The organism is Kribbella sp. NBC_00709, assembly GCF_036226565.1.
Lineage (GTDB): Bacteria > Actinomycetota > Actinomycetes > Propionibacteriales > Kribbellaceae > Kribbella.
Genome location: NZ_CP108996.1, coordinates 8,474,576 through 8,494,629, shown reverse-complemented (window position 1 = coordinate 8,494,629; position 20,054 = coordinate 8,474,576). Strand labels below are relative to the sequence as shown.

Here is a 20,054-nt window from a genome sequence, read left to right as displayed (position 1 = left end):
GATCATGCCGTGACGCTGTCTGTGGTGCAGCCGCCATGCTTGCCCTGAGATACCCGAGGAGGGTCATGAGGGGCAGGCAGCACCATACCTTCGAGAGCCGTTTTCGTGGCTGAGCGGAAGCGTCAGCCGAATGAGCTGCTGCGACAAGCGCGTGGCGGGATGTCCCAAGGCAAGCTTGCTGACCTGGTCAGTGCTGAGATCTACCGTGCTACCCGCAAAGCGCAGCTCATCACCGCCAAGTCGATCTCCGACTGGGAATGTGGTTGGTACACCTGGCCGTCGGCCGACGCGCGGCAGGCCCTGTGTCGGATTTTCCAGAAGTCCGACTCTGCTGAGCTCGGCTTCTACAAGCGACGCGTCAACATCAGTCAGCGGTCGGAGCCCGTCTCCGTGCTCGATCTGATGTCTGGCCACCGGGCGTCAGCTGACTCCGAGATCCTGCGCCTTCCGGCCGGGCGGTCGTACTCGGGCGTCGATGTCGCTGCTCACTATTGCCAGGTGGAGCTCCCGGGTGAGGGGTGGTTGATGGTCGACCCAGGCAAGGACGCTACAGGCCGGATGAACCGGCCTGACCGGCGTTCGCTGGTTGTCGTCGCTGACCACGAGCATCGGTACTACGCCTCTGACGGCCGACGGTTCGTCGACCGCGCAGGCCGCCGTACGGGTCCACAACCGATCTCGTCAGCCGCGATTCTCGATGATCTGACGGTCGGCATCCTCTGGGCGACGGCCAACACCGACGTCTCGCTGTTGGCCGATGACGCGCAGCTGATGAGCAGCCAGGAACGCCTGGCGCACTACGAAGGCCGGCGTACGTCGGACGTGCCGCTGAGCGAGATCCCTGCGCTCAACGCAGTCGCCGGCCAGTGGCTCGGGTCTCGGTTCTGTGCTCGGCACATCACGAGGAACCTGAATCGACTGGCGGGGGAGCCGTTTTTCTGGACGCGGGAGAAGCGCGGCGAGGAGGCGGCGTCCTGGCTCCTCTGGCGGCACAAGTTCGCGTACCTGCGTCGCACGTCACGCTGCTTCCCGGGGATGCGGAGAGGTTTCTGTATCCCGGAGGCGGATGTCGCGGCGTCGCCTTTGTACGAACGCGTGCTGCTCTTGCTCGCGGCGGCGTTGATGGAGGCCTTTGGGATCACTGTGGAGTTGAGTCCTGAGCATGAGCACGCAGAGGTCGAGGGATTTGTGTTGGCCGACGAGGCGATCGTTGCGAACTGGCTCGGCGGTTCGGGGCTGTGGTACGTCGACGCGAGTGCGCCGGCGTCGCGCAAGGCGATGTTCAGGGAAGTTGCCGGCCAGGTGTCCGCGGAGTCGCTGGTGGGGGAGCCGACCCCGGAGCGGCGGCTGGCTGCGATGGCCAGCTATCTCGATGTGTCGTGGCAGTGGTTTCAGACGCGGTGCGAGGAGCTCGCGATCGCTGGTGTGGACGACATCGCTCAGCCGCGGAGTCGGCTGTTGTCGACGCGTGGGCTGAACACGGCGATTCGGTACGTTGCCTACATCGACACTCTTCAAGGAGCTGAGCTTGCGCGCCGCTGAACTGACAATGGGTCGGACGTTCGCTGTCCATTTCGACCATGGTGACGACTTCTATCCGGCGCTGGCCGAGTTCTGTGCGGAGTACCGCGTACGTCAGGGCTTCATCCCAATGTTCATCGCCGGCATGCGCGACGTCCAGCTCGTCGGCACCTGCGAGAAGCTCGAGGACCCGGACGCGCCGGTGTGGAGCGCGGTACACCTCGAGAACGTGGAGGCGATCGGCGGTGGAAGCCTCGCGTACGACGAGGAGTCCGGCAGCGTGCTGCCTCACATCCATGTCTCGGTCGGTCTGAAGGCTCACTCGGCCACGGCTCACACCAGCCATCTACTCGGCGCCAAGATCCAGTTCCTCACTGAGATGTACCTCGTTGAGGTCACTGCACCGGCGTTCTCGCGGCCTCGACAACCGGACCTGTACAACGTCCCATTGCTTGCCTTCGATTAGTCCTGGATCCACGAAGCCGGGTTCTATGGCGGTGATGCTGAGGCGAGTGTCGGAGTCATGAAGACGATCCGACGCCGCCGGAAGCATCGTGAATCGGCGACCTGACCCGAACGCCGTGCCAACGATCGCGGAACGGCAGCGCCTGCTAGCGGTCAACCGTGCCGCGGCGCTGTTCTATCGCAGAGAGTTACTCCAGGCAAAGACCAAGTGGGCGAGGTCATACTTCACGCGCGGTGGAGCACCTGGGGTTCTGGATCCCAGCTCGAGCTGGTCGATCGGCTACGCACCCGATGCGCGATCGCGGTTGGTCGACAGCCTCCGTTCGAAGGGGTTCGAGCAGGCCAGCGTGCGGAACGCGGGACTGGCGCTCATCGATCCTGAAGGGCGCACGATCGACCGATTCCGCGACCTAGTCATGATGCCGGCGCGCAATGAGCAGTTGGAGACTGTCGGCTTCATCGGAGTCCGCGCAGACCCTGAGCCGTACTACGTGGCGTCTCCCGCGAGTCAGGTCTATCGGCGCGGAGGCGCGTTGGTCGGGGTCGCTGAGCAGCTCGATCTGCTGTCCGAGGGCGCTGTACCTGTCCTGGTCAACAGTCCTCTCGACGCACTCGCCGTTGAGCGAGTCAGCCGACTGGCAGTCGGTCGCTGGGCCGGAATCCCCTTGTGCGATACGCTTTTGTCAGTCCAGCAGGCAGGTCTCCTGGCTCGGTACGCCGCCTCCGACTCCGTCATCGTCGCTATTCCAGACAGCAAGGCGGGTCAACGCGCTGCTGTCGCCATGCTCGACGATCTCAACCGCTTCTTTGTCCGGGTTTGGGCCGTCGAGCTGCCGCCCGACTTTATGACACTTGAACGAACTGACCTCCAGTTCCTCCAAGACAGGCTGCTGGTCACACGGCCTCTGGGCGACTACCGGGGCGCTGAGCGGCGGAGGAAGCAAACGCACGACGACTTCGATCTGGACACTCCAGATCGCGGACCCGCGCTGTGAAAGTCGAGCGGACTGGACCGTTGAGCCTGGGTCATGCGTCCTCCTCGGCTCTGCGTTGGGAGGTCGTCACCTTCTGATGGAGGAGCTGTTGTGAAGATTTCGGATGCGCCGGCGCACGTCGTCGACCTGGTCAGCAAGGCAGAGGCGATCATCGAGTCTCGGGAACTCCAGAAGCCCGCTGAGTGGGATATGACGGCGTTCAGCCGATACAGGCTCTTGGAGTTGTTGGGTGTCGACCCAGTCACGCCGTACGTCGGGGTTGCGGACGTAAGCCCCGCCGCACTCCTCGAGGAGGCGACGACAGCCGCCGAAGAGTTGACGGTGTCGGTTGAGCTCGTGGCGTGGCGCCGGTCGTTGGTGCAGGCGCTCGGGTGTGCGCTTGCCGACGTTCGGATGGTGTCCGGTGCGTGCGACGTATGAGGATCTCCTAGCGATCGCCATGCGCCGGGCGGTGGAAGCATACAACCTGGCCTGCTTCGACTCCTCAGACCTGGTCGCCGGTTGGCGAGCTACGCTGTCGGCGACGCGGCATCATCTGCGGTGGCTCGGGGTCGAGCTCTCGGTGGAGGATTTCGCTTGCGGGCCAGGGGAGGCAGAAGAGGGGCCGTTGTTCCTGCTCGCGCGTGCGATTGGTGTTGGCGCGGATCTCCTAGCGATGCAGAACGGAACTACGTGGTCAGTTCTGGATGACGACCAGGCGGTGAGAGCTGCGCGCTCTGAGGTCGCGGCCATCGCAGGGATGGGTGCCCGCGCAACGATCACACGCTTGGTCAGTGGGCAGACAAAGTCCGGAGCAGGCAGAGGCCTGCTATACGGGCACCTGGTCAGCGTGCTTGTAGAGCTTGAGTCGCTGCATGAGTCAGGAGTCTCTGAGATCGGCTCTCTTGGCGGCCTGGCGACGCGGTTACCGCGGGAGCCGGTGGACAAGTGGTCGCACATCAGCCGCTTGGCGGCCACGTGGCAGGTGGCCCACGAAGCGACGTCACCACGCACACTGCTGACGCGAGACCTCCGATCTACAACCGCACAACTGCGCACCGTCGCCGGCTACCTGACACATCTCGCCGGGCTCCTGGGTACACCCGAACGCGGACAGCTGGGCGAATTCAGATCGTTGGCTGAGAGCCTACGCGCTGCAGCGGCGGCAGAGGCCCGACTGGGACTGGCCTGGCGCTCGCGACTGTCAGACGTCAGCGGCAGGAGCGACAGTGCTGCTGAGGCTGCATTCGTTCGCCTTCTCGAGGCGCTGCAACGCTGGCTGAGCGAAGGGGACAGGCTCAAGCGACGTGATGAGGTTGTGCCGGACGCTGAGTCGGCGGGACGGGTCTGTGGGGTTGTGGACGAGCTTGCCCACTCAGGCCATCGGGTGGCTAGCCACCATGAGGAGTCCGTGTGGTTCGTCATCCATGCTGGATGGCTGTTCGTTCCGAAGTTCGAATTGGCCAAGCGCGATCCGGAGTTCGACGCCCGGCCATCGGTATGGCGACTGCGGTACCCGCAACCCGCCTGGGTACGGACCACACGAGCCTCCTGCTTCGAGCAACTGACATCGTCGCTGGCAGAAGCCACGAGTCACTTCGCCGAAGCCGCCGCCATCGGCCGGCGGGTTGCCGGCACCACCGAACAGCACCGCCCGTTCGGCGCCCACTTCGCCACCAAGCCACGAGTACTGCCACCTCCCCGGTGGAGCTACCTCGCATCAGACGAACCCGTCCCAGCGATCGATGACGACCTTCCCGGCATCGACCTTTGAGCAGGTGCGCGGTGGGCCGTTGGCATGCCAGAAACAGGCGTCCACCTAACCGCATTCCGGCCGTTCGTCGAGACCGATGAGTTTCGTGCGTTCCGCTGGAGGCCGCTGCCGTTCTGTGCGAAGGACATCAAAGTCGGGGCGAAGATGATCAACGCCCGGGCGGAAACCGTCCACGAGAAAGTCGGCGTACCGGCGAGCCTTCAAGTCGCAGCGCGCGCCGATCCCGGTCGACGCGTTCTACGAGTGGCTGGAGAGCGACGAGGTCGGCAAGTCGGGCAAGAAGCTGAAGGACCCGTTCGCGCTACCAGCGGTCGGACGGATGGACGCTGTCGCTGGCGGGCTGTACGAGGTCTGGTACGACAAGTCGCTGCCGACGACGACCCGAATCGGGTCGTGCCGACGTACGCGATCATCACCACCACGGCGACCGACGGCATCGGCCGGATCCACGACCGCGTGCCCATGGCAATCACTCCCGATCACTGGGCCGAGTGGCTCGATCCCCGCAACCACGACGTCGACCAACTGTGCGGCGTGATGGTGCCGCCGGTCGACGGTGATCAGTGGGGTGGGCGCTCATCCGGTGACGTCTGCTTCATCCAGCCCGCTAGTTTCAGACCCGCGATCGGCGCTTCAGGAAGGCCCTGTGGCGCGGAGCCGCCCACGTAGAGGTCTGCTGTGGATAGGTCTACCTCGCCCCCGGAGAACCTCGCGTTCATAAAGCTGACGGTGCCGTCGGCGAACTCCGCGAGGCCGAAGTCGACGGTGCCGCCCGAAAACACCGCGCGGTCGAAGTCGACCCTGCCGCCCGAAAACACCGCTTCGGTGAAGTGGACGGTGCCATCGGAGAACACCGACTGGCTGAAGGCGACGCGGCTGCCAGAGAACTCCGAGCCGCTGAAGTCGACACCGCTGCCAGAGAACTCCGAGCCGCTGAAGTCGACCTCGCCTCCCGAGAACACCGAGCCGCCGAAGTTGATGGCGCCGCCCGAAAACACCACGCCGTCGAAGTAGACCTCGCCGCGAGAGAAGTCCGCGCGGACGAACTTGACTCTGCCGCTCGAGAACACCGCGCGCCGGAAGCTGACCCTGCCGGACGAGACCACGCCGCTGAAGTCGACCGTGCCTCCCGAAAACGCCGCTAGGCCGAAGTCGACGATGCCGCCAGCAAAATGCGCGTCGCGGAAATCGACGGTGCCGCCGGAGAACTCCGCATGGCCGAAGTTGACGATGCCGCCGGTGAACTTCGCACCGCGGAAGTCGACGCCGCCTCCGGTGAACTTCGCGCCGCGGAAGTCGACGGTGTCACCGGCAAACTCCGCTCGGCGGAAGTCGCCACCGTCGAACACGGCTCCGTTGAAGTCGAAATTTCGTCCTTTCCAGGTCGGGTTGGCGTCAGGTCGTAGGTGGCTACGGATGAGACCGATGACGCTGTACCGGACCTCGCGTTCGCCGAGGTCGCCGGTGTCAGGGTCGGGTTCGTAGGGCAGGCGTAGGTAGGCGCACAACACGTCGATGCACTGCTGGCGCTGTTCGGTCCAGTCGTCTGCGAGGCGTGCCATCGCGTAGATGCCGGCGAGTCGGACGGCGGCTTTGTCGTGGCCGATGAGGTCGGCGGCGTCTTGGTAGCGGCTGCTGAATAGCCGCCGGTCGTCGCGGTGGCTGCTGGCCTCTTCGGTACGTGCGCGGCGGTAGCCGACCACGAGAGCGAAGGCGGCCCCGATCCCGGCTGCCAGCCCTAGGGCGATCTTGACGAGATCAGCGAGTAGCTTTTGCTGATCGGCGATCGGGAGATTCGGCTGGCCACCAGTTGCGCCCGGCAAGTGGTTCGGGACGCCCAGCAGCCAGGCGAGGAACAGGTAGAGACCGACGGCGCCGGCAACCGCCAGGATCGCAGCCCCAAGCCCGTGCAGGAGAAGGGGACCGAACTTTGGCGTTCGGGCCAGATCGCGATCGCGATCGCCCCCGCGATCGCGGGGGCGCCGCCAAGGCAATCGTGCAAGTGTCATATGAAGCGCCCCTTTGCGAGTGGACCCAGCTGAGCTATGACGCGCTGCGATCCATCACCGTGCCCGACCAGCGCCAGTGTGTCTATCGGTCGCAGTCCACCAGTAGGCCAAGGCCCCCTTCAGCAACCTGATCCTGCTGTGATCACTGCCGACCTTGGTCGGCAGGCTTGCTACTCCACGTTCGCCTGCTCGCCGGTTGCCTGCTGTCGGTAACGCTCAGTCGCCTGGAAGCGATAGTGACAGTGACCGCGGTGGGGTGCTGACGGTCGCTGGGGGGAGCTATGCGGCGTACGTCGGCACATCCACGGCTGGACGTTGGCTTCGAGGCTGCACTGGGCGGCGACCGGGAAAGGGCCGCGGAGGCCCTGATTCACGGCCGCCTGATCGAGCTCGTCACCACCCTTGCCGCGCGCGTCCAGGCGATACCGGAGACTTCACAGGTAGAAGTCGTCGAGCTCCTGATCCCGGCCGTCTCGGCGTGGGCGCAGGCAGAGCAGGGCTGGATGGTCTTCGACCGCCTGCCCGCCGGGGCGGTGGATCTGAGCAACGTCACCGCTGAGTTTGTCGGTGCCGCGAGCCAAAGCGACCAACCGTTGCTGGCGTCATTCGCCAGCCAGGTCCTGGCCGGCTACTTGGCGGGCAAGGACGAGGAACTCCGGCAAGGGTTCCTGAAACGGGCGGGCGTCGAACGCCGCAGCGCCGTCGCGCTGGATCCGCTCGAGGCGGCACCGGCGGGAGGTCAGGCCGCCGTCGCGTGGATGATCGATCTGGTCCGCAGATCCCCGGATGCGGGTCCCGCTGCCCTGGCGGAGGCCTGCGAGGCGCGTTTCGGCACCTCGGGTGTGCACAGCCAGGCGATCGAGCTCGTGCGGCTCCTTGGGTACGGCCACATCTGGGCGGACCCACGCAGCGACTTCCTGGCCGACTGTCTTCGTACGACGCTGCTGCTCGGCGACGCCGCGCACATCTCGACGCCTGATCTCGAGTTTCCGCAGGCAACCACCGCGAACCTCTCGCATGCCGTACAGGATGAAGAGTTCGCCACTGACGTCCTGCAGGCGCTGACGAATCGGCTGAGCTGTCTACTTCCAGTCGATGGCGCTTTCCGAGTACCCCAAACGATGGATCGCTACCTGCTGCTTGCTCGCCTCAGCAAGCTGATGGCGGACGTTGCGACGCTGCAGCGCACCAAGGACGTCTGCGCTGTGATGTTTGCGCTGGCCCAGCCCAAGGCCGAGTCGCTGAATCAGTGGGTGTTCCGTGAGTACCGCAGGTTCGCGGAAGGACGCCGGCGCGAGGAGCAGCGGGCGCGACGCAACTACCTGGCAGTTCTCGTCGGCTGGATCCCCGTGACGGTTCTGTGGTCCTACCTGGTGGCGATGTTCACCGGCGATGTCCAGCACTTCCTGTGGCCCGTGTTCATCTGGCTCAGCTCCCGCACGCTTCGGAGCCTCGCAAGATTCCGCGCGACGCTCGACCTCTGGCCAACGGTTGTCATCTCCGTCCTCTACGTGATCGGGTACGTGGCCGGCAGGGCGCTCGTGGACAACGGAACCCATTGGACCGGAGACCTGCTGCCTCACCTCACGTTGGGAACGGTGCTCGCCGCGACCGGTGGATTTCTGGTCGCGTTGGTCTCCATTGCCTACCCCAAGCGGATCGAGCAGACCGCGATCGAGGTACTCCCCGAGGGTTTGCCGGACGACTGGCAGGACTCGGCGGGGGAGGAGTTGTCCATGGCGCGCCGTGGCGGGGCCACGCGGTAGGGGCGGAAGCTAGGACAAAGATCAGTCGAGTCCCGCCAGGTAGGTGCGGGGAGCCCGGCCGCCGGGGCAGGTGGTGGCGTAGTCCTCGGCGGCTCTGACGACGGCCGCGGTGAGCGCGGTGACCAACGGCCCGGCATCGCCGGCACCTTCCCTTGACAGGCTGTAGAGGGTGCCGCCGCGTCGTGCGAACTGGTGCGGATTGAACTCCGGCCGCGGCGCGGGGTCGGGGTTCACCCAGTGCGCGACGCGGCTGGACCCGAGACAGGAGGCCATCTGCTGCGCGGTGCCGAACACGCCGCCGCGCTGCCGCTCCGGAGCCGACCGGCGAGCAGTTGCATGCCGGCGCTGTCGAAGAACGCGTCGGCTCGCGCGTCGGCCGCCCGGGACGCGTACGCGAAGTGCTGGGTGAGCTCGCGGGCGGTATCGTCGTCGTCGACGACGACGACAAGCTGAGCAGGTTCCACCACCAGCTGGGTTCTTCGGCGGCGACCTGCTACGCGTCGAGCACCGCGCCGGGCGCTTCGGCGGTGACCGGGCGGCGAGCGAGGTGGTCTGCGCGGTTCGAGGTCGGTGATGCCGACGACCGTGCCCTCACGGGCCGTGCTGGGCGGGAACAATCCGGGCTGTCGGCGGTTCGACGGGCCACTTCGCAGTGGTCACGGGCGACCGTTCCCGGAGGTAGCCAGATGCCTCCGCTATCTCCGAGGCATCGCGTCTCTGGTCTCAGAGTGGGCGGAGGTTGGCGCCTGGGACCCAGGTGACGTGGCCGTTGTTGTCGCGGACTCGGCCCAGCCATTCGCCGTTGTCGCGGATCCAGCCGTCGAGCTCGCCGGTGGACCAGGCGGCGCGCTGGACATCTTGGGAGGGCTGGACGTGCCGGATCGCGTCAGCCGGGCGTGGGCCATGGGCGTCGTACTGGATGTCGAGGTCTGAGGCCAGTTCGCGGGCCTTCGGCTCGTTGGCGATGCCTGTTGCGCGCCATCCGTTGACCGCGCTGTCCCAGACGCCGAACGTCTTGGATTCGTCGTCGGACGGGCGCACTGTGAACCGACCGAGCATGGCATCAGGGTACTTAGACAGTGATGGGAACAGTCAAGCCCATCAGCGCCCGACTTCGACGAAAGGCTGCCATGCGAAGACAACGACGCCTGGGCGAGGACGATGCTGGTTGCCCGAGGCATCGGCTAGCTGCTCGACGTCTTGACGACCTCGCCGTCGGGGGACCGGTGCAGGGTGTCGCCCTCGGACAGTTCGTCCCACAGTTGCCGACTGACGCGAACCTTCTTCGTCGTGCCGTCGGTGAGCTTGACCTTGACGCGTCGGTACATATTCGAGCCGTCGAGCAGTCCGCGCGCCTTGCGGACCACCTGGCCTTGCCATACGTCAGCCACTGACCCTTTCCTTTCGCGGTAGCGGGAGCTTGGTGCGGCCTGAGCTGCCGCGGCCGGATGAGGGTTCGTGGCCACGGGGCGCCGTAAGTCCGTAGGCTGGGTCGAGTTTGCCGTCGTAACGCCGCACCCCATGTGCCGGCGAGACTCAGCGGACTCGGTCCCAGCCCCGCCGGGGGCGGTGACTGCCGAGCTGGGTGTCGTCGCGGCTGCGGTAGACGATGTAGGGGCGGGTCAGGTAGCCGACCGGCGCGCTGAACACGTGCACCAGGCGTGTGAAGGGCCATAAGGCGAACAGGCCGAAGGCGGCGAGTGCGTGGAGTTGGAAACCCAGCGGCGCGTCGGCCATCAGGGAGGCGTCGGGGTGGAATGCGAGGAACGAGCGGTACCAGACCGATACGCCTGCCCGGTAGTTGTAGTCGCCGCCAATGGTGAGGATCGATCCGGCGATGGTGTTCCACATACCCAGTACGATCACGACCGCGAGGAAGGCGTACATCACCTTATCCATCTGTGTTGTGGCGGAGAAGACAGGTCCGACGGTGCGTCGGCGGTAGATCAGGATCGTCATGCCGACGACCGTCATGACGCCGGCCAGCAGGCCACCGGTGATGGCGACCAGGTGGTAAGTGTGCTCGCTGATTCCGACGGCGTCCGTCCACGACTGCGGCACCAGCAGGCCGATGATGTGGCCGCCGACGACTCCGAGGATGCCGAAGTGGAAGAGCGGGCTGCCGATGCGAAGCAGCCGGTTTTCGTAGAGCTGTGAGGAGCGGGTGGTCCAGCCGAACTTGTCGTAGCGGTAGCGCCAGAGATGACCGACCACGAACGTCGCCAAGCAGAGGTAAGGGACGATGACGAAGAGGAATTCGTTCATCTGCGGGCTCCCGGGAACGACGGCATCGGCAGCAGCGTGGACCCAGGGCTGAACTGTGGGCTGGCGAAAGGCGCGAGCCCGACTTCTTCCTCAGGTGGTCCATCGGCAGCGAGGCGGCGTACGGCGTCGCGCTCGTCGCCGCGTAGTGGCGGCAGCGTGGCGGTGACAGCGTCAATCAGGTTCGCCCACGGTGAGTCCATGTCTTGCAGCGAGAGTCGCAGCAACTCGAGTCCGGCGCGGTGGTCGAGGATGAGGTCGCGGCCGAGCGCGTGGTCGATGGTGGCGGCGAACTCGAGGACGACGCAGAGGTGATCAGGCAGCTCCGCGTCGTCGAGCGCGAACCCGGAGCGCAGGTAGGTCTGCTTGAAGCGCAACAGCGCCATGCCACGCTTACGAGTGTCGCCGTGGGCGAAGTAGGTCAGGAACAGATTGCAGCGACGTCGGCTGTCAAAGGTCTCGACGTAGTCGGTCTGAAGCTCCGGCAACGGGGTGGCCTGGAGGTGATCGAGGAAGGCGCGGATGGAGTCGCCGATCGCGGGCGGCAGACTCAGCGACGCCGACCGGAGCAGGTCGGTGCGGCCTAACAAGTCCTGGTCGGGGTAGTCGAGGAGCAGGGAGACCGACTGCCACACGATGGTGAGTTGGTCTGCAGGCAGGGCCGGTTTGGGCCGGCGACCGGTCATGAGTCGGAGCCCTTCGGTGGGAACATCCCGGGCGGTGACCCTTTGCCGTCCCAGTTGAGCAGGTTGACGCGATTGCCTTTGCCCTCTGGGCCGGCCAGAGTGTCCGAGGTCTGCCGGTCCTGGAGCATCTGGAAGTTCTCGACCGCGACCGGCGTCGGCGTACCGGAGCCCTCACCGAACAGGTCGTGCTGCCCGCCGCCGTACTCGGAGACCGAGCACTCCGTGGACAGTTCCTCCAGCGAGTGCGCCTGTTCGGCGTGCGCTGGAGGGATCACGTAGCGCTCGTCGTACTTCGCGATCGCCAGGAGACGGTACATGTCGTACATCTCCTCCTCACTCATCCCGACAGCGGCCGGGATCGAGCCGTCCGGGTGACGGCCGAGGTTGATGTCGCGCATGTAGCAACGCATCGCGGCGAGCTTCTTGAGCACCGCGTCAACCGGTACGACGTCCCCGGCGGTGAACAGTTCGGCGAGGTACTCGACCGGGATCCGCAGGGCGTCGATCGCCGCGAAGAGGTTGCCCCTGTCCTCGGCATCCTCCCCGGTCTCCGCGACCACATCGACGACGGGGGAGAGCGGTGGGATGTACCAGACCATCGGCATCGTCCGGTACTCCGGATGTAGCGGCAGCGCGACCTTGAAGGTGTTGATCAGGGCGTAGATCGGGGATCGCTGGGCGGCATCGATCCAGTCGCGGGCGATGCCAGCTCGTTCCGCCTCCCGGATCACCTCGGGATCGAACGGATCGAGGAACACCTCGCGCTGGGCCTCGTAGAGCCCTTCGTCATCGGTCGTGGATGCGGCCGCGAGCACCTTGTCGGCGTCGTACAGCATCAGACCGATGTAGCGGAGCCGGCCCACGCAGGTTTCCGCGCAAACGGTTGGCAGGCCGACCTCGATGCGCGGGAAGCAGAAGGTGCATTTCTCGGCCTTACCGGTTCGGTGGTTGAAGTAGACCTTCTTGTAGGGACAGCCCGAGACGCACTTGCGCCAGCCGCGGCACCTGTCCTGGTCGACCAGGACGATGCCGTCCTCCGCGCGCTTGTAGATGGCGCCGCTGGGGCAGGACGCCGCGCACGACGGGTTCAGGCAGTGCTCGCAGATCCGCGGCAGGTAGAACATGAAGGTCTGCTCGAACTCGAACTTCACCTTGTCGGCGATCTTCTTCAGCATCGGGTCGCGGTGCGCGGTGGCGGTCGAACCGCCGAGGTCGTCGTCCCAGTTCGCAGACCACTCGATCTTCATGTTCTTGCCGCTGATCAACGACTTGGGCCGTGCGACCGGGCTGTGTTCCTGGGCCGGCGCGTCGGTCAGGGTCGAGTAGTCGTACGTCCACGGCTCGTAGTATTCGCCGATCGAGGGCAGTTTGGGGTTGGAGAAGATCGTCATCAGGTTCTTCAGCCGTCCACCGCCCTTGAGTTTGATCCGCCCGCGCTTGGTGAGCTCCCATCCGCCCTTCCACTTCTCCTGGTCCTCGTAGGTGCGTGGGTAGCCGAGCCCGGGCCTGGTCTCGACATTGTTGAACCAGACGTACTCGGTGCCGGATCGGTTGGTCCACGCCTGTTTGCAGGTGACCGAGCAGGTGTGGCACCCGATGCACTTGTCCAGGTTCATCACCATCGCCATCTGCGCCATGACCTTCATCAGTACGTCACGTCCTGACTGCGTTTGCGGATGACGGTGACCTCGTCACGCTGATTCCCGGTTGGGCCGAGGTAGTTGAACGCGAAGGTCAGCTGGGCGTACCCGCCGATCAGGTGGGACGGTTTCACGAGCAGCCTGGTCAGGGAGTTGTGGATGCCGCCGCGCTTGCCGGAAGTCTCCGCCAGCGGTACGTCGATCAACCGGTCCTGGGCGTGGTACATGTACACGGTCCCCTCGGGCATCCGGTGCGAGACGATCGCGCGGGCGACCACGACGCCGTTGCGGTTGACCGCCTCGATCCAGTCGTTGTCCTTGATACCGACCTTTGCCGCGTCCCGGTCGCTCATCCAGATGTTCTGACCGCCGCGTGACAGCGAGAGCATGAAGAGGTTGTCCTGGTACTCCGAGTGGATCGACCACTTGTTGTGCGGGGTCAGGTAGCGCACGGTCAGCCCTTCGACTTGGCCGGCCGATCCGTCGGAGACGTTGCCGAGAGTCGGTTCCGCGAACAGGGCGGCCATGTTCAGCGGTGGCCGGTAGACGGGTAGGCCTTCGCCGAGTTCGGTCATCCAGTCGTGATCGAGGTAGAAGTGCATCCGCCCGGTCAGCGTGTGCCAGGGCTTCTTGCGCTCCACATTGATGGTGAACGGGGAGTAGCGGCGCCCGCCGGTCTCCGAGCCTGACCATTCCGGTGAGGTGATCACCGGAACAGGTGGGCCCAGGGTGTCGGCGAAGGTGATCTGCTTGCCCTGGTGTTCCTCGGCCAGGTCGGCCAATTGGACGCCGGTGCGCTTCTCAAGGGTCTTGAACCCCTGTGTCGCCAGCTGCCCGTTGGTGGTGCCGGACATCGCCAGGATCGCCTCGCAGACGTTGACGTCCTTCTTCAGCGACGGTCGGCCGTCGGCTACGCCACCCCGGACGGCGCCGTTCTTGGCGCGGAGGTAGTCGACCTGCTTGCTCAGTTCGAAGGTGACGCCCTTGGTGGTAGCGCCGAGCGTGTCCACCAGCGGGCCGAGTGCGTTCATTTTCTCGGCGACGGCGCCGTAGTCACGCTCGACCTCGACGAGTTTCGGCATGGTGACACCGGGGATCGGCTCGCATTCGCCTTTCTTCCAGTCGTGTACGACGCCGTGCGGGTTCGCCATTGCCTCCGGAGTGTCGTGGGTGAGTGGCACCGCGACGACGTCCGTGCGGACGCCGAGACGGGTCGCGGCGAGCTCGCTGAACTTCGCCGCGATCGTCTGCCAGGCGTCCCAGTCGGTACGGGTCTGCCACGGCGGTGCGATGGCGGGGTTGAACGAGTGCACGAAGGGGTGCATGTCGGTGGTGTTGAGGTCGTGCTTCTCATACCAGGTCGCGGCCGGGAGGACGACGTCGGAGAAGATCGTGGTGCTCGTCTGGCGGAAGTCGATCGTCATCAGCAGATCGAGCTTGCCCTCGGGGGCCTGGTCGCGCCATGTCACGTCGACGGGCCGCCGGTCCTCGGGCGTCTCGGTGGCCCGCACCGAGGAGTCGGTGCCGAGCAGGTGCTTGAGGAAGTACTCGTTGCCCTTGCCCGACGAGCCGAGCAGGTTGGCTCGCCAGATCGAGAGGACCCGCGGATAGTTGCCGGGGGCATCGGGGTCCTCGCCGGCGAAGCCGAGTGCGCCGGACTTGAGTTGTTCGACGGCGTACTCGCCGACCGGTTCGCCCGCGGCGGCCGCGTCGTCGCTGAGGTCCAGCGGATTGCGGTCGAAGGTGGGATACGAGGGCATCCAGCCCATCCGGACGCTCTGGGCGATCACATCGGCGGTCGACATGCCGGCAAGTTGTCCCTTGCCAGTGGTGGCGGAGAGCGTGTCGGCACCGAACTGGTCGTAGCGGAACTGATCGGTGTGCAGGTACCAGTAGGCGGTCTGCACCATGTTGCGCGGAGGGCGGTTCCAGTCGAGAGCGTTGGCGATCTGGGTGTAGCCCGTGATCGGGCGGACCTTCTCCTGCCCGACGTAGTGGGCCCAGCCGCCGCCGTTGACACCTTGGCAACCGGTGAGGTTGGTGAGGGTGAGGAAGGCTCGGTAGATCGTGTCGGAGTGGAACCAGTGGTTGGTGCCGGCGCCCATAACGATCATCGATCGGCCCTTGGAATCCTCGGCATTCTGGGCGAACTCGCGGCCGATACGAGCGGCGGCGGCGGCAGGCACGCCCGTGATGGTCTCCTGCCATGCGGGCGTGTACGGCGACCGTGCGTCGTCGTACCCCTTGTTGTCTCCGGTCGGCCAGATGCCGGGGAGCGGCTCGCCGCGCTGTAAACGGGCGACGCCGTACTGGGCGAGGAGGAGATCGAAGACCGTGGTGACCAGGTGGCCGTCCACACGACGCACGGGTACGCCGCGGGGAAGGTCGGCGGCAGCGCCGTCGGGGGTGTCGAAACGCGGCATCCGGACAACGACCGACTCGGTCGTGGTGTCGAGGAGGGAGAGGACTGGATCGACGTCGCCCAGGTCGAGGTTCCAGCTCCCGATGCCTGCCTCGCCGTACCGGTGGCCCAAGGACCCGTTCGGGACAACGGCCTCGCCGGTGCGCGAGTCGATGAGCACGGTCTTGAACGCGGCGTTCTCCTCACCGGAGTGGTCCGTCAGGTCGGCGGCGGTGAGGAACTTGCCGGCCGCATACTCACCATCGGCAGCCTCCTCGAGGCGGACCAGGTGTGGCAGGTCGGTGTAGGTCTTCACGTACTCGGTGAAGTAGGGCGTCTGCCGGTCGACGAAGAACTCCTTGAGTACGACGTGGCCCATCGCCATCGCGAGTGCGGCATCAGTTCCGGGCTTGGCGGGCAGCCATTCGTCAGCGAACTTGACGTTATCGGCGTAGTCGGGCGCGACCGCGATCACCTTCTGACCGCGGTAGCGGGCTTCGGTCATCCAGTGCGCGTCCGGTGTACGGGTGACCGGGAGGTTGGAACCCCACATGATCAGGTAGCCGGCATTCCACCAGTCACCGGACTCGGGCACGTCGGTCTGGTCGCCGAATACCTGCGGAGAGGCGACGGGCAGGTCGGCGTACCAGTCATAGAAGCTCAGCATCGATCCGCCGATGAGATTGACAAACCTCGCGCCGGAAGCGTGCGACACCATCGACATTGCTGGGATGGGGGAGAAGCCGGCGACGCGGTCTGGCCCGTACTTCTTGATCGTGTGGACGTGTGCCGCCGCGACGATCTCGCTGGCCTCGTCCCAGGTAGCCCGGATCAGGCCGCCCTTGCCGCGTGCGGACTTGTAGGCCTTTGCTCGCAGGGGATTCTCGACGATGTGCTCCCAGGCCTTGACCGGATCACCGTCGTGCTGGGCCTTGGCCTCGCGGAACATCTGGAGCAGCACGCCGCGCACGTAGGGGTAGCGCACGCGGGTCGGCGAGTAGGTGTACCAAGAGAAGGCGGCACCCCGGGGGCAGCCGCGGGGCTCGTACTCCGGGGAGTCCGGACCGACCGAGGGATAGTCGGTCTGCTGCGTCTCCCAGGTGATGATTCCGTCCTTGACGTAGACCTTCCACGAGCAGGAACCGGTGCAGTTCACTCCATGGGTCGATCGCACGACCTTGTCGTGACTCCAGCGGTCGCGGTAGAAGTCGTCGGCCTCGCGTCCCCCGACTTTCGAGATGGTCCGCAGGTCGTCGGAGACGGTTCCACGGGTGAAGAACCTTCTGCTGCGGACGAGGGCTTCGGTGAGGGAGCCGTCCATCCCGATCGACTTCTTGTCTGATGGGGTCAACGAGCTTCCTGTCCCTTGGTCGCGGTTCGCCGGACGATGGTGACGGTGAGCAGGAGGGCCAGGGCGGCGGTGATGGAGAGCAACCACAGTCCGACGGCGTAGGACTCGGTGCGGCCGTAGACGTAGCCCATGATGAGCGGCGGGACGAAGCCACCCAGTCCGCCGGCTGCGCCGACGAGCCCGGTCACGCCACCGACCCGGGACGGTTCGGTGACCTTGGCGATGAGGGCGAAGGTGGCGCCGCTCCCAGCGCCGAGCGCCGCAGCCATGGCGAGGAAGGCGACCGTTCCGATGCCGTGGAGCGGTGGCGTTCCTGCCGAAACGCCGGCGCAGACGACGACAACGCCGAAGCCGGTGGCCAGTACCGGAACTTCACCCAACTTGTCGGCAAGCCAGCCGCCTACTGGGCGCATGATGACGGCGACGAGTACGAAGCCGGCCATCCGGTTGGCGGCGTCGGCCGGAGTGAGGTGGTGCGCGGTCTTCAGATAAGCCGGGAGGTAGACCGAGAAGGCGACGTATCCACCGAAGGCAACCGCGTAGAGCACGCAGGCTTGCCACGTGATCGGTAGCCGCGCGTTGGCAGCGATCCGTGAGGTCAGCGAGGTGGTGGGTGCGACCCGGCCAGGTGGATCGCGCAGGATCAGCCACGCCGCCAGGGCGTAGCAGGCCAGGACTGCGCCGGTGATGAGGAACGGCGACTTGGCGCCAAGGTGGGCCGTGAGCTTCACGGTGGTCAGGGCGCTGATCGCGGTGCCGCCCATGCCGGCACCGAAGATGCCGATCGCGAGGCCGCGCTGCTTGGGCGGGAACCATCCGTTGACGAAGGGGACGCCGACGGCGAAAGCGGTGCCCGCGATCCCGAGGAAGAAGCCGCCGACCAGGAGCAAGCTGTAGGAGTCGAGGGCGACGAACGCGATGAACAAGATCGGGAGGATGGTCACGCCCGAGACGATCGGAAACATGACCCTGCCGCCGTACCTGTCGGTCAGCCCACCCACGATGATCCGGCCGAGCGACCCAACCACCACCGGCACAGCGACAAGCAGCGCGACGTCGGACTCCGTGAGCGGACCGAGGGACCCAGTGGTTCGGAACAGCGGGCCGAGCGGGCTGATCAGCGCCCAAGCCCAGAAATTGATCGCGAAACCGATGGTCGCGACGGCCAGCATCAGCCACGGCGATCTCGCGGCCACGCTGGTCTGGTGCTCCGACGCCAGCGGGGTCGTCACGGTTGTGCCCTGTCCGCGGGGCTCATTTGTCCCACCATGGTCGCCATCGGTCCGTTTGGCAATGGTGAGCATGGCATGCGACCTTTCGGACGAAGTGGTTGTCTCACGCCAACCAAGTACAGTCCGTTCCACGAATTATGGAGAGGGCCAAAGGTCCCTCCCAGGTGACCCACTCGGCCCTCCGCGAACGCCACCTCTACGGACCTGGTCCTCCCGTCCATCCGCCATGGGGTGCCTTGGGCATCGGCTGGCTTGATCCCAGACCAGGGAGCGGAGAGTTGCTGTTGGCAACATTCTGGACGATCGATGCTGGTCGACGGCTGGCTTTTCTTGCGGCGGGCGAATCCGCGGGCGCCGGTGCCCCAGGAACACGACGATCCCGATGATCGCGAGCTCCACCAGCCCTTTGACGGCGAAGCCGACGATCGTCAGCCGACCGATCACATCGGCCAGCGCGTTACCAGCATCTGCCGGCCGTGCGATGATCGGTTGATGGACGTTGCGTCAATGAACGAGGTGGCCGCTGACCAACTCGGGAAGGCCTTGTCCGCGGACAGCGGGCGCAGCTCGGTCACGGTCTACAGCAGGCCCGGTGCTCGGCTCCGGCAGACACTGATGGCACTCGCCGCGGGCAGAGCGCTGGGCGAGCACAAGAGTCCCGGGGATGCGTCCCTGCTGTGTCTGCAGGGTCGAATTGTGGTCCAAGCCGGGGGCTCGGCCGCCGAGCTCGGTCCAGGTGATCTGGTCGCCTTACCGCCGCAACGCCATGTCGTCGAAGCTCTAGAGCCGTCCGTGCTGTTACTCACCGTTGCCTTGCACTGATCCTCGGCTCAGCGCGGCATCTGCGTGCGGTCGCCGGACCACCCCAGCTGTCGACCAGTCCGCGGTGTCACCGGGCATCGTCGCGATGGCTGCCGGTCTGATGCTCGAAGGCCTCGGGGATGATCGGCTCGAACAGTTCGACGAGGTTGCCCGACGGGTCCTCGACGAGGGCCTGCTTTCCGCCGATGCCGGTGATGACATTGGTACGCAATCTCACGCCGTCGTTGCGTAGCGTCTCGACCGCGCTCTCGATATCCGCGACCTCGAGCGCGAAGCGGTTCCATCCGCCTGGCTCCTGGATGGTCCCATCAAGGAGCTGTCGCGAGCCTCCGCCTGGATGGTCGGTGCCGACGGGGGAGACGATCAGCAACCGCAGGTCGTCCCTGGTCAGCATCGCGAACGGCGGTGCCGGGTGCATCCGCTCCTCGAACCCGAGATGCCGGCTAGAACGCGATCGACTCGTCGACATCGTTCACGATGTAACGCACGGTTGCCACTGTGTACCACCCATCGCTTGTCGCCGGCGGGCACCTCATGCCGGCAGTTCTCACGTGCGGTGCTCTACGGCTGACAATACGACCCCGGGCCGTCAACAGGTCTCGCAGTCTCTGCTGTCACATCGATCGATTTGGCTGCCGTCGCCGAGCCACCGGGGAAGGCTGGACGTGATGCCAGCGCCTGAGCGCCGGCCGCGACCACTGGAGCCGTACGTCGGTTCCTGCCGTGATCTGGCTCCTAGCCGAGCGCGTTCGCGAGGTCTTCGGACACCGCGTTCTCTTCGCCTCAGGCCTCCCTGCCAACTTCAGCCGGCGGGTTGGAATTTCATCTGGTGCACCTAGCGTTTAAGTGTCGCCTGACACCGGCCGGCAGCACCCAGCGTGCGGCCGCGGCGGCGACCGCGTCACGTCTTTCACGCAGCCTTGGACTGGCGGCACCGATGGGTGGAGGCCGCCGCGCGGTGTGCCAGGTGAGTATCGCGTTGGTGAGCGCGAACGATCCGGCGATCGCCGCGTCAGTGAGGGCTGTGCGTCGCCGGTTCCGCTCGAGGACGGCGAGGCCCAGCATCGACAGGGAATGGGCGAGATCTGCCTCGGCGCCCAACGCAAGGGCAACCGGGCTCGGTGCACCGAGGGTTGCCAGCGCCTGAGCGA

At 65.8% G+C, this 20,054-nt stretch carries 19 protein-coding genes and 1 pseudogene; 9 read left to right on the top strand and 11 right to left on the bottom strand.

The features are described from left to right. Positions 1–105: 105 nt before the first annotated feature. The 7 genes and pseudogenes from OHA18_RS41300 (at position 106) to OHA18_RS43460 (ending at position 5,403) form a co-directional block, all read left to right on the top strand. Positions 106–1,542: a hypothetical protein gene (locus OHA18_RS41300; protein ID WP_329000863.1), complete on the top strand. Its 1,437-nt coding sequence runs from the start codon at positions 106–108 to the stop codon at positions 1,540–1,542. After that, complete coding sequence (locus OHA18_RS41295) at positions 1,529–1,987, top strand: PPC domain-containing DNA-binding protein (RefSeq protein WP_329000862.1); 459 nt, start codon at positions 1,529–1,531, stop codon at positions 1,985–1,987. The genes OHA18_RS41300 and OHA18_RS41295 overlap by 14 nt, the downstream gene beginning before the upstream one ends. A gap of 115 nt (positions 1,988–2,102) precedes the next feature. Beyond that, positions 2,103–2,981: a hypothetical protein gene (locus OHA18_RS41290; protein ID WP_329000861.1), complete on the top strand. Its 879-nt coding sequence runs from the start codon at positions 2,103–2,105 to the stop codon at positions 2,979–2,981. A gap of 90 nt (positions 2,982–3,071) precedes the next feature. Continuing rightward, the gene (locus OHA18_RS41285) at positions 3,072–3,401 is read left to right on the top strand and encodes a hypothetical protein (RefSeq protein WP_329000860.1); all 330 of its coding nucleotides are present in this window, start codon (positions 3,072–3,074) and stop codon (positions 3,399–3,401) included. After that, the gene (locus OHA18_RS41280) at positions 3,385–4,734 is read left to right on the top strand and encodes a hypothetical protein (protein ID WP_329000859.1); all 1,350 of its coding nucleotides are present in this window, start codon (positions 3,385–3,387) and stop codon (positions 4,732–4,734) included. Before OHA18_RS41285 ends, OHA18_RS41280 begins: the two co-directional genes overlap by 17 nt. A gap of 187 nt (positions 4,735–4,921) precedes the next feature. Beyond that, positions 4,922–5,086, top strand: a pseudogene (locus OHA18_RS43465) (SOS response-associated peptidase); the annotation flags it as partial. Beyond that, positions 5,086–5,403 (top strand): SOS response-associated peptidase family protein, encoded by a 318-nt coding sequence (locus OHA18_RS43460; RefSeq protein ID WP_442914434.1) that lies wholly within the window; start codon positions 5,086–5,088, stop codon positions 5,401–5,403. The pseudogene OHA18_RS43465 and the gene OHA18_RS43460, both read left to right, overlap by 1 nt. Here the strand turns inward: OHA18_RS43460 and OHA18_RS41275 are convergent. Further along, positions 5,295–6,743 carry a pentapeptide repeat-containing protein gene (locus OHA18_RS41275; protein ID WP_329000858.1) on the bottom strand — a complete coding sequence of 483 codons (1,449 nt, stop codon included), beginning with the start codon at positions 6,741–6,743 and terminating at the stop codon, positions 5,295–5,297. The genes OHA18_RS43460 and OHA18_RS41275 overlap by 109 nt on opposite strands. A 281-nt stretch (positions 6,744–7,024) precedes the next feature. Here OHA18_RS41275 and OHA18_RS41270 point away from each other — a divergent pair, with 281 nt between their 5' ends. Next, entirely contained in the window at positions 7,025–8,509 is a 1,485-nt protein-coding gene (locus OHA18_RS41270) for a hypothetical protein (RefSeq protein ID WP_329000857.1), read from the top strand. Between the two features lie 21 nt (positions 8,510–8,530). Here OHA18_RS41270 and OHA18_RS41265 read toward each other — a convergent pair whose 3' ends face one another. The 9 genes from OHA18_RS41265 to OHA18_RS41225 form a co-directional block, all read right to left on the bottom strand. Then, positions 8,531–8,782 (bottom strand): hypothetical protein, encoded by a 252-nt coding sequence (locus OHA18_RS41265; RefSeq protein WP_329000856.1) that lies wholly within the window; start codon positions 8,780–8,782, stop codon positions 8,531–8,533. Further along, positions 8,740–8,976 carry a hypothetical protein gene (locus tag OHA18_RS41260; protein WP_329000855.1) on the bottom strand — a complete coding sequence of 79 codons (237 nt, stop codon included), beginning with the start codon at positions 8,974–8,976 and terminating at the stop codon, positions 8,740–8,742. The genes OHA18_RS41265 and OHA18_RS41260 overlap by 43 nt, the downstream gene beginning before the upstream one ends. A gap of 256 nt (positions 8,977–9,232) precedes the next feature. Further along, positions 9,233–9,568, bottom strand: coding sequence for a hypothetical protein (locus tag OHA18_RS41255; RefSeq protein ID WP_329000854.1), 336 nt, complete (start codon positions 9,566–9,568; stop codon positions 9,233–9,235). 125 nt (positions 9,569–9,693) lie between these two features. Further along, the gene (locus OHA18_RS41250; protein ID WP_329000853.1) at positions 9,694–9,900 is read right to left on the bottom strand and encodes a DUF7489 domain-containing protein; all 207 of its coding nucleotides are present in this window, start codon (positions 9,898–9,900) and stop codon (positions 9,694–9,696) included. A 145-nt stretch (positions 9,901–10,045) separates the two neighbouring features. Next, positions 10,046–10,774 carry a respiratory nitrate reductase subunit gamma gene (gene narI / locus OHA18_RS41245; RefSeq protein WP_329000852.1) on the bottom strand — a complete coding sequence of 243 codons (729 nt, stop codon included), beginning with the start codon at positions 10,772–10,774 and terminating at the stop codon, positions 10,046–10,048. Then, positions 10,771–11,457: a nitrate reductase molybdenum cofactor assembly chaperone gene (gene narJ / locus OHA18_RS41240; protein WP_329000851.1), complete on the bottom strand. Its 687-nt coding sequence runs from the start codon at positions 11,455–11,457 to the stop codon at positions 10,771–10,773. The genes narI and narJ overlap by 4 nt, the downstream gene beginning before the upstream one ends. After that, positions 11,454–13,103 carry a nitrate reductase subunit beta gene (narH, locus tag OHA18_RS41235; protein WP_329000850.1) on the bottom strand — a complete coding sequence of 550 codons (1,650 nt, stop codon included), beginning with the start codon at positions 13,101–13,103 and terminating at the stop codon, positions 11,454–11,456. The genes narJ and narH overlap by 4 nt, the downstream gene beginning before the upstream one ends. Next, positions 13,103–16,849, bottom strand: coding sequence for a nitrate reductase subunit alpha (locus OHA18_RS41230; RefSeq protein WP_442914359.1), 3,747 nt, complete (start codon positions 16,847–16,849; stop codon positions 13,103–13,105). The genes narH and OHA18_RS41230 overlap by 1 nt, the downstream gene beginning before the upstream one ends. Further along, positions 16,846–18,081 (bottom strand): MFS transporter, encoded by a 1,236-nt coding sequence (locus OHA18_RS41225; RefSeq protein ID WP_329000849.1) that lies wholly within the window; start codon positions 18,079–18,081, stop codon positions 16,846–16,848. Before OHA18_RS41225 ends, OHA18_RS41230 begins: the two co-directional genes overlap by 4 nt. A 306-nt stretch (positions 18,082–18,387) precedes the next feature. Here OHA18_RS41225 and OHA18_RS41220 point away from each other — a divergent pair, with 306 nt between their 5' ends. Then, positions 18,388–18,903, top strand: coding sequence for a cupin domain-containing protein (locus OHA18_RS41220; protein ID WP_329000848.1), 516 nt, complete (start codon positions 18,388–18,390; stop codon positions 18,901–18,903). 67 nt (positions 18,904–18,970) lie between these two features. Here the strand turns inward: OHA18_RS41220 and OHA18_RS41215 are convergent, their stop codons facing one another. Continuing rightward, positions 18,971–19,372, bottom strand: coding sequence for a VOC family protein (locus OHA18_RS41215; protein ID WP_329000847.1), 402 nt, complete (start codon positions 19,370–19,372; stop codon positions 18,971–18,973). Positions 19,373–20,054 lie beyond the last annotated feature (682 nt).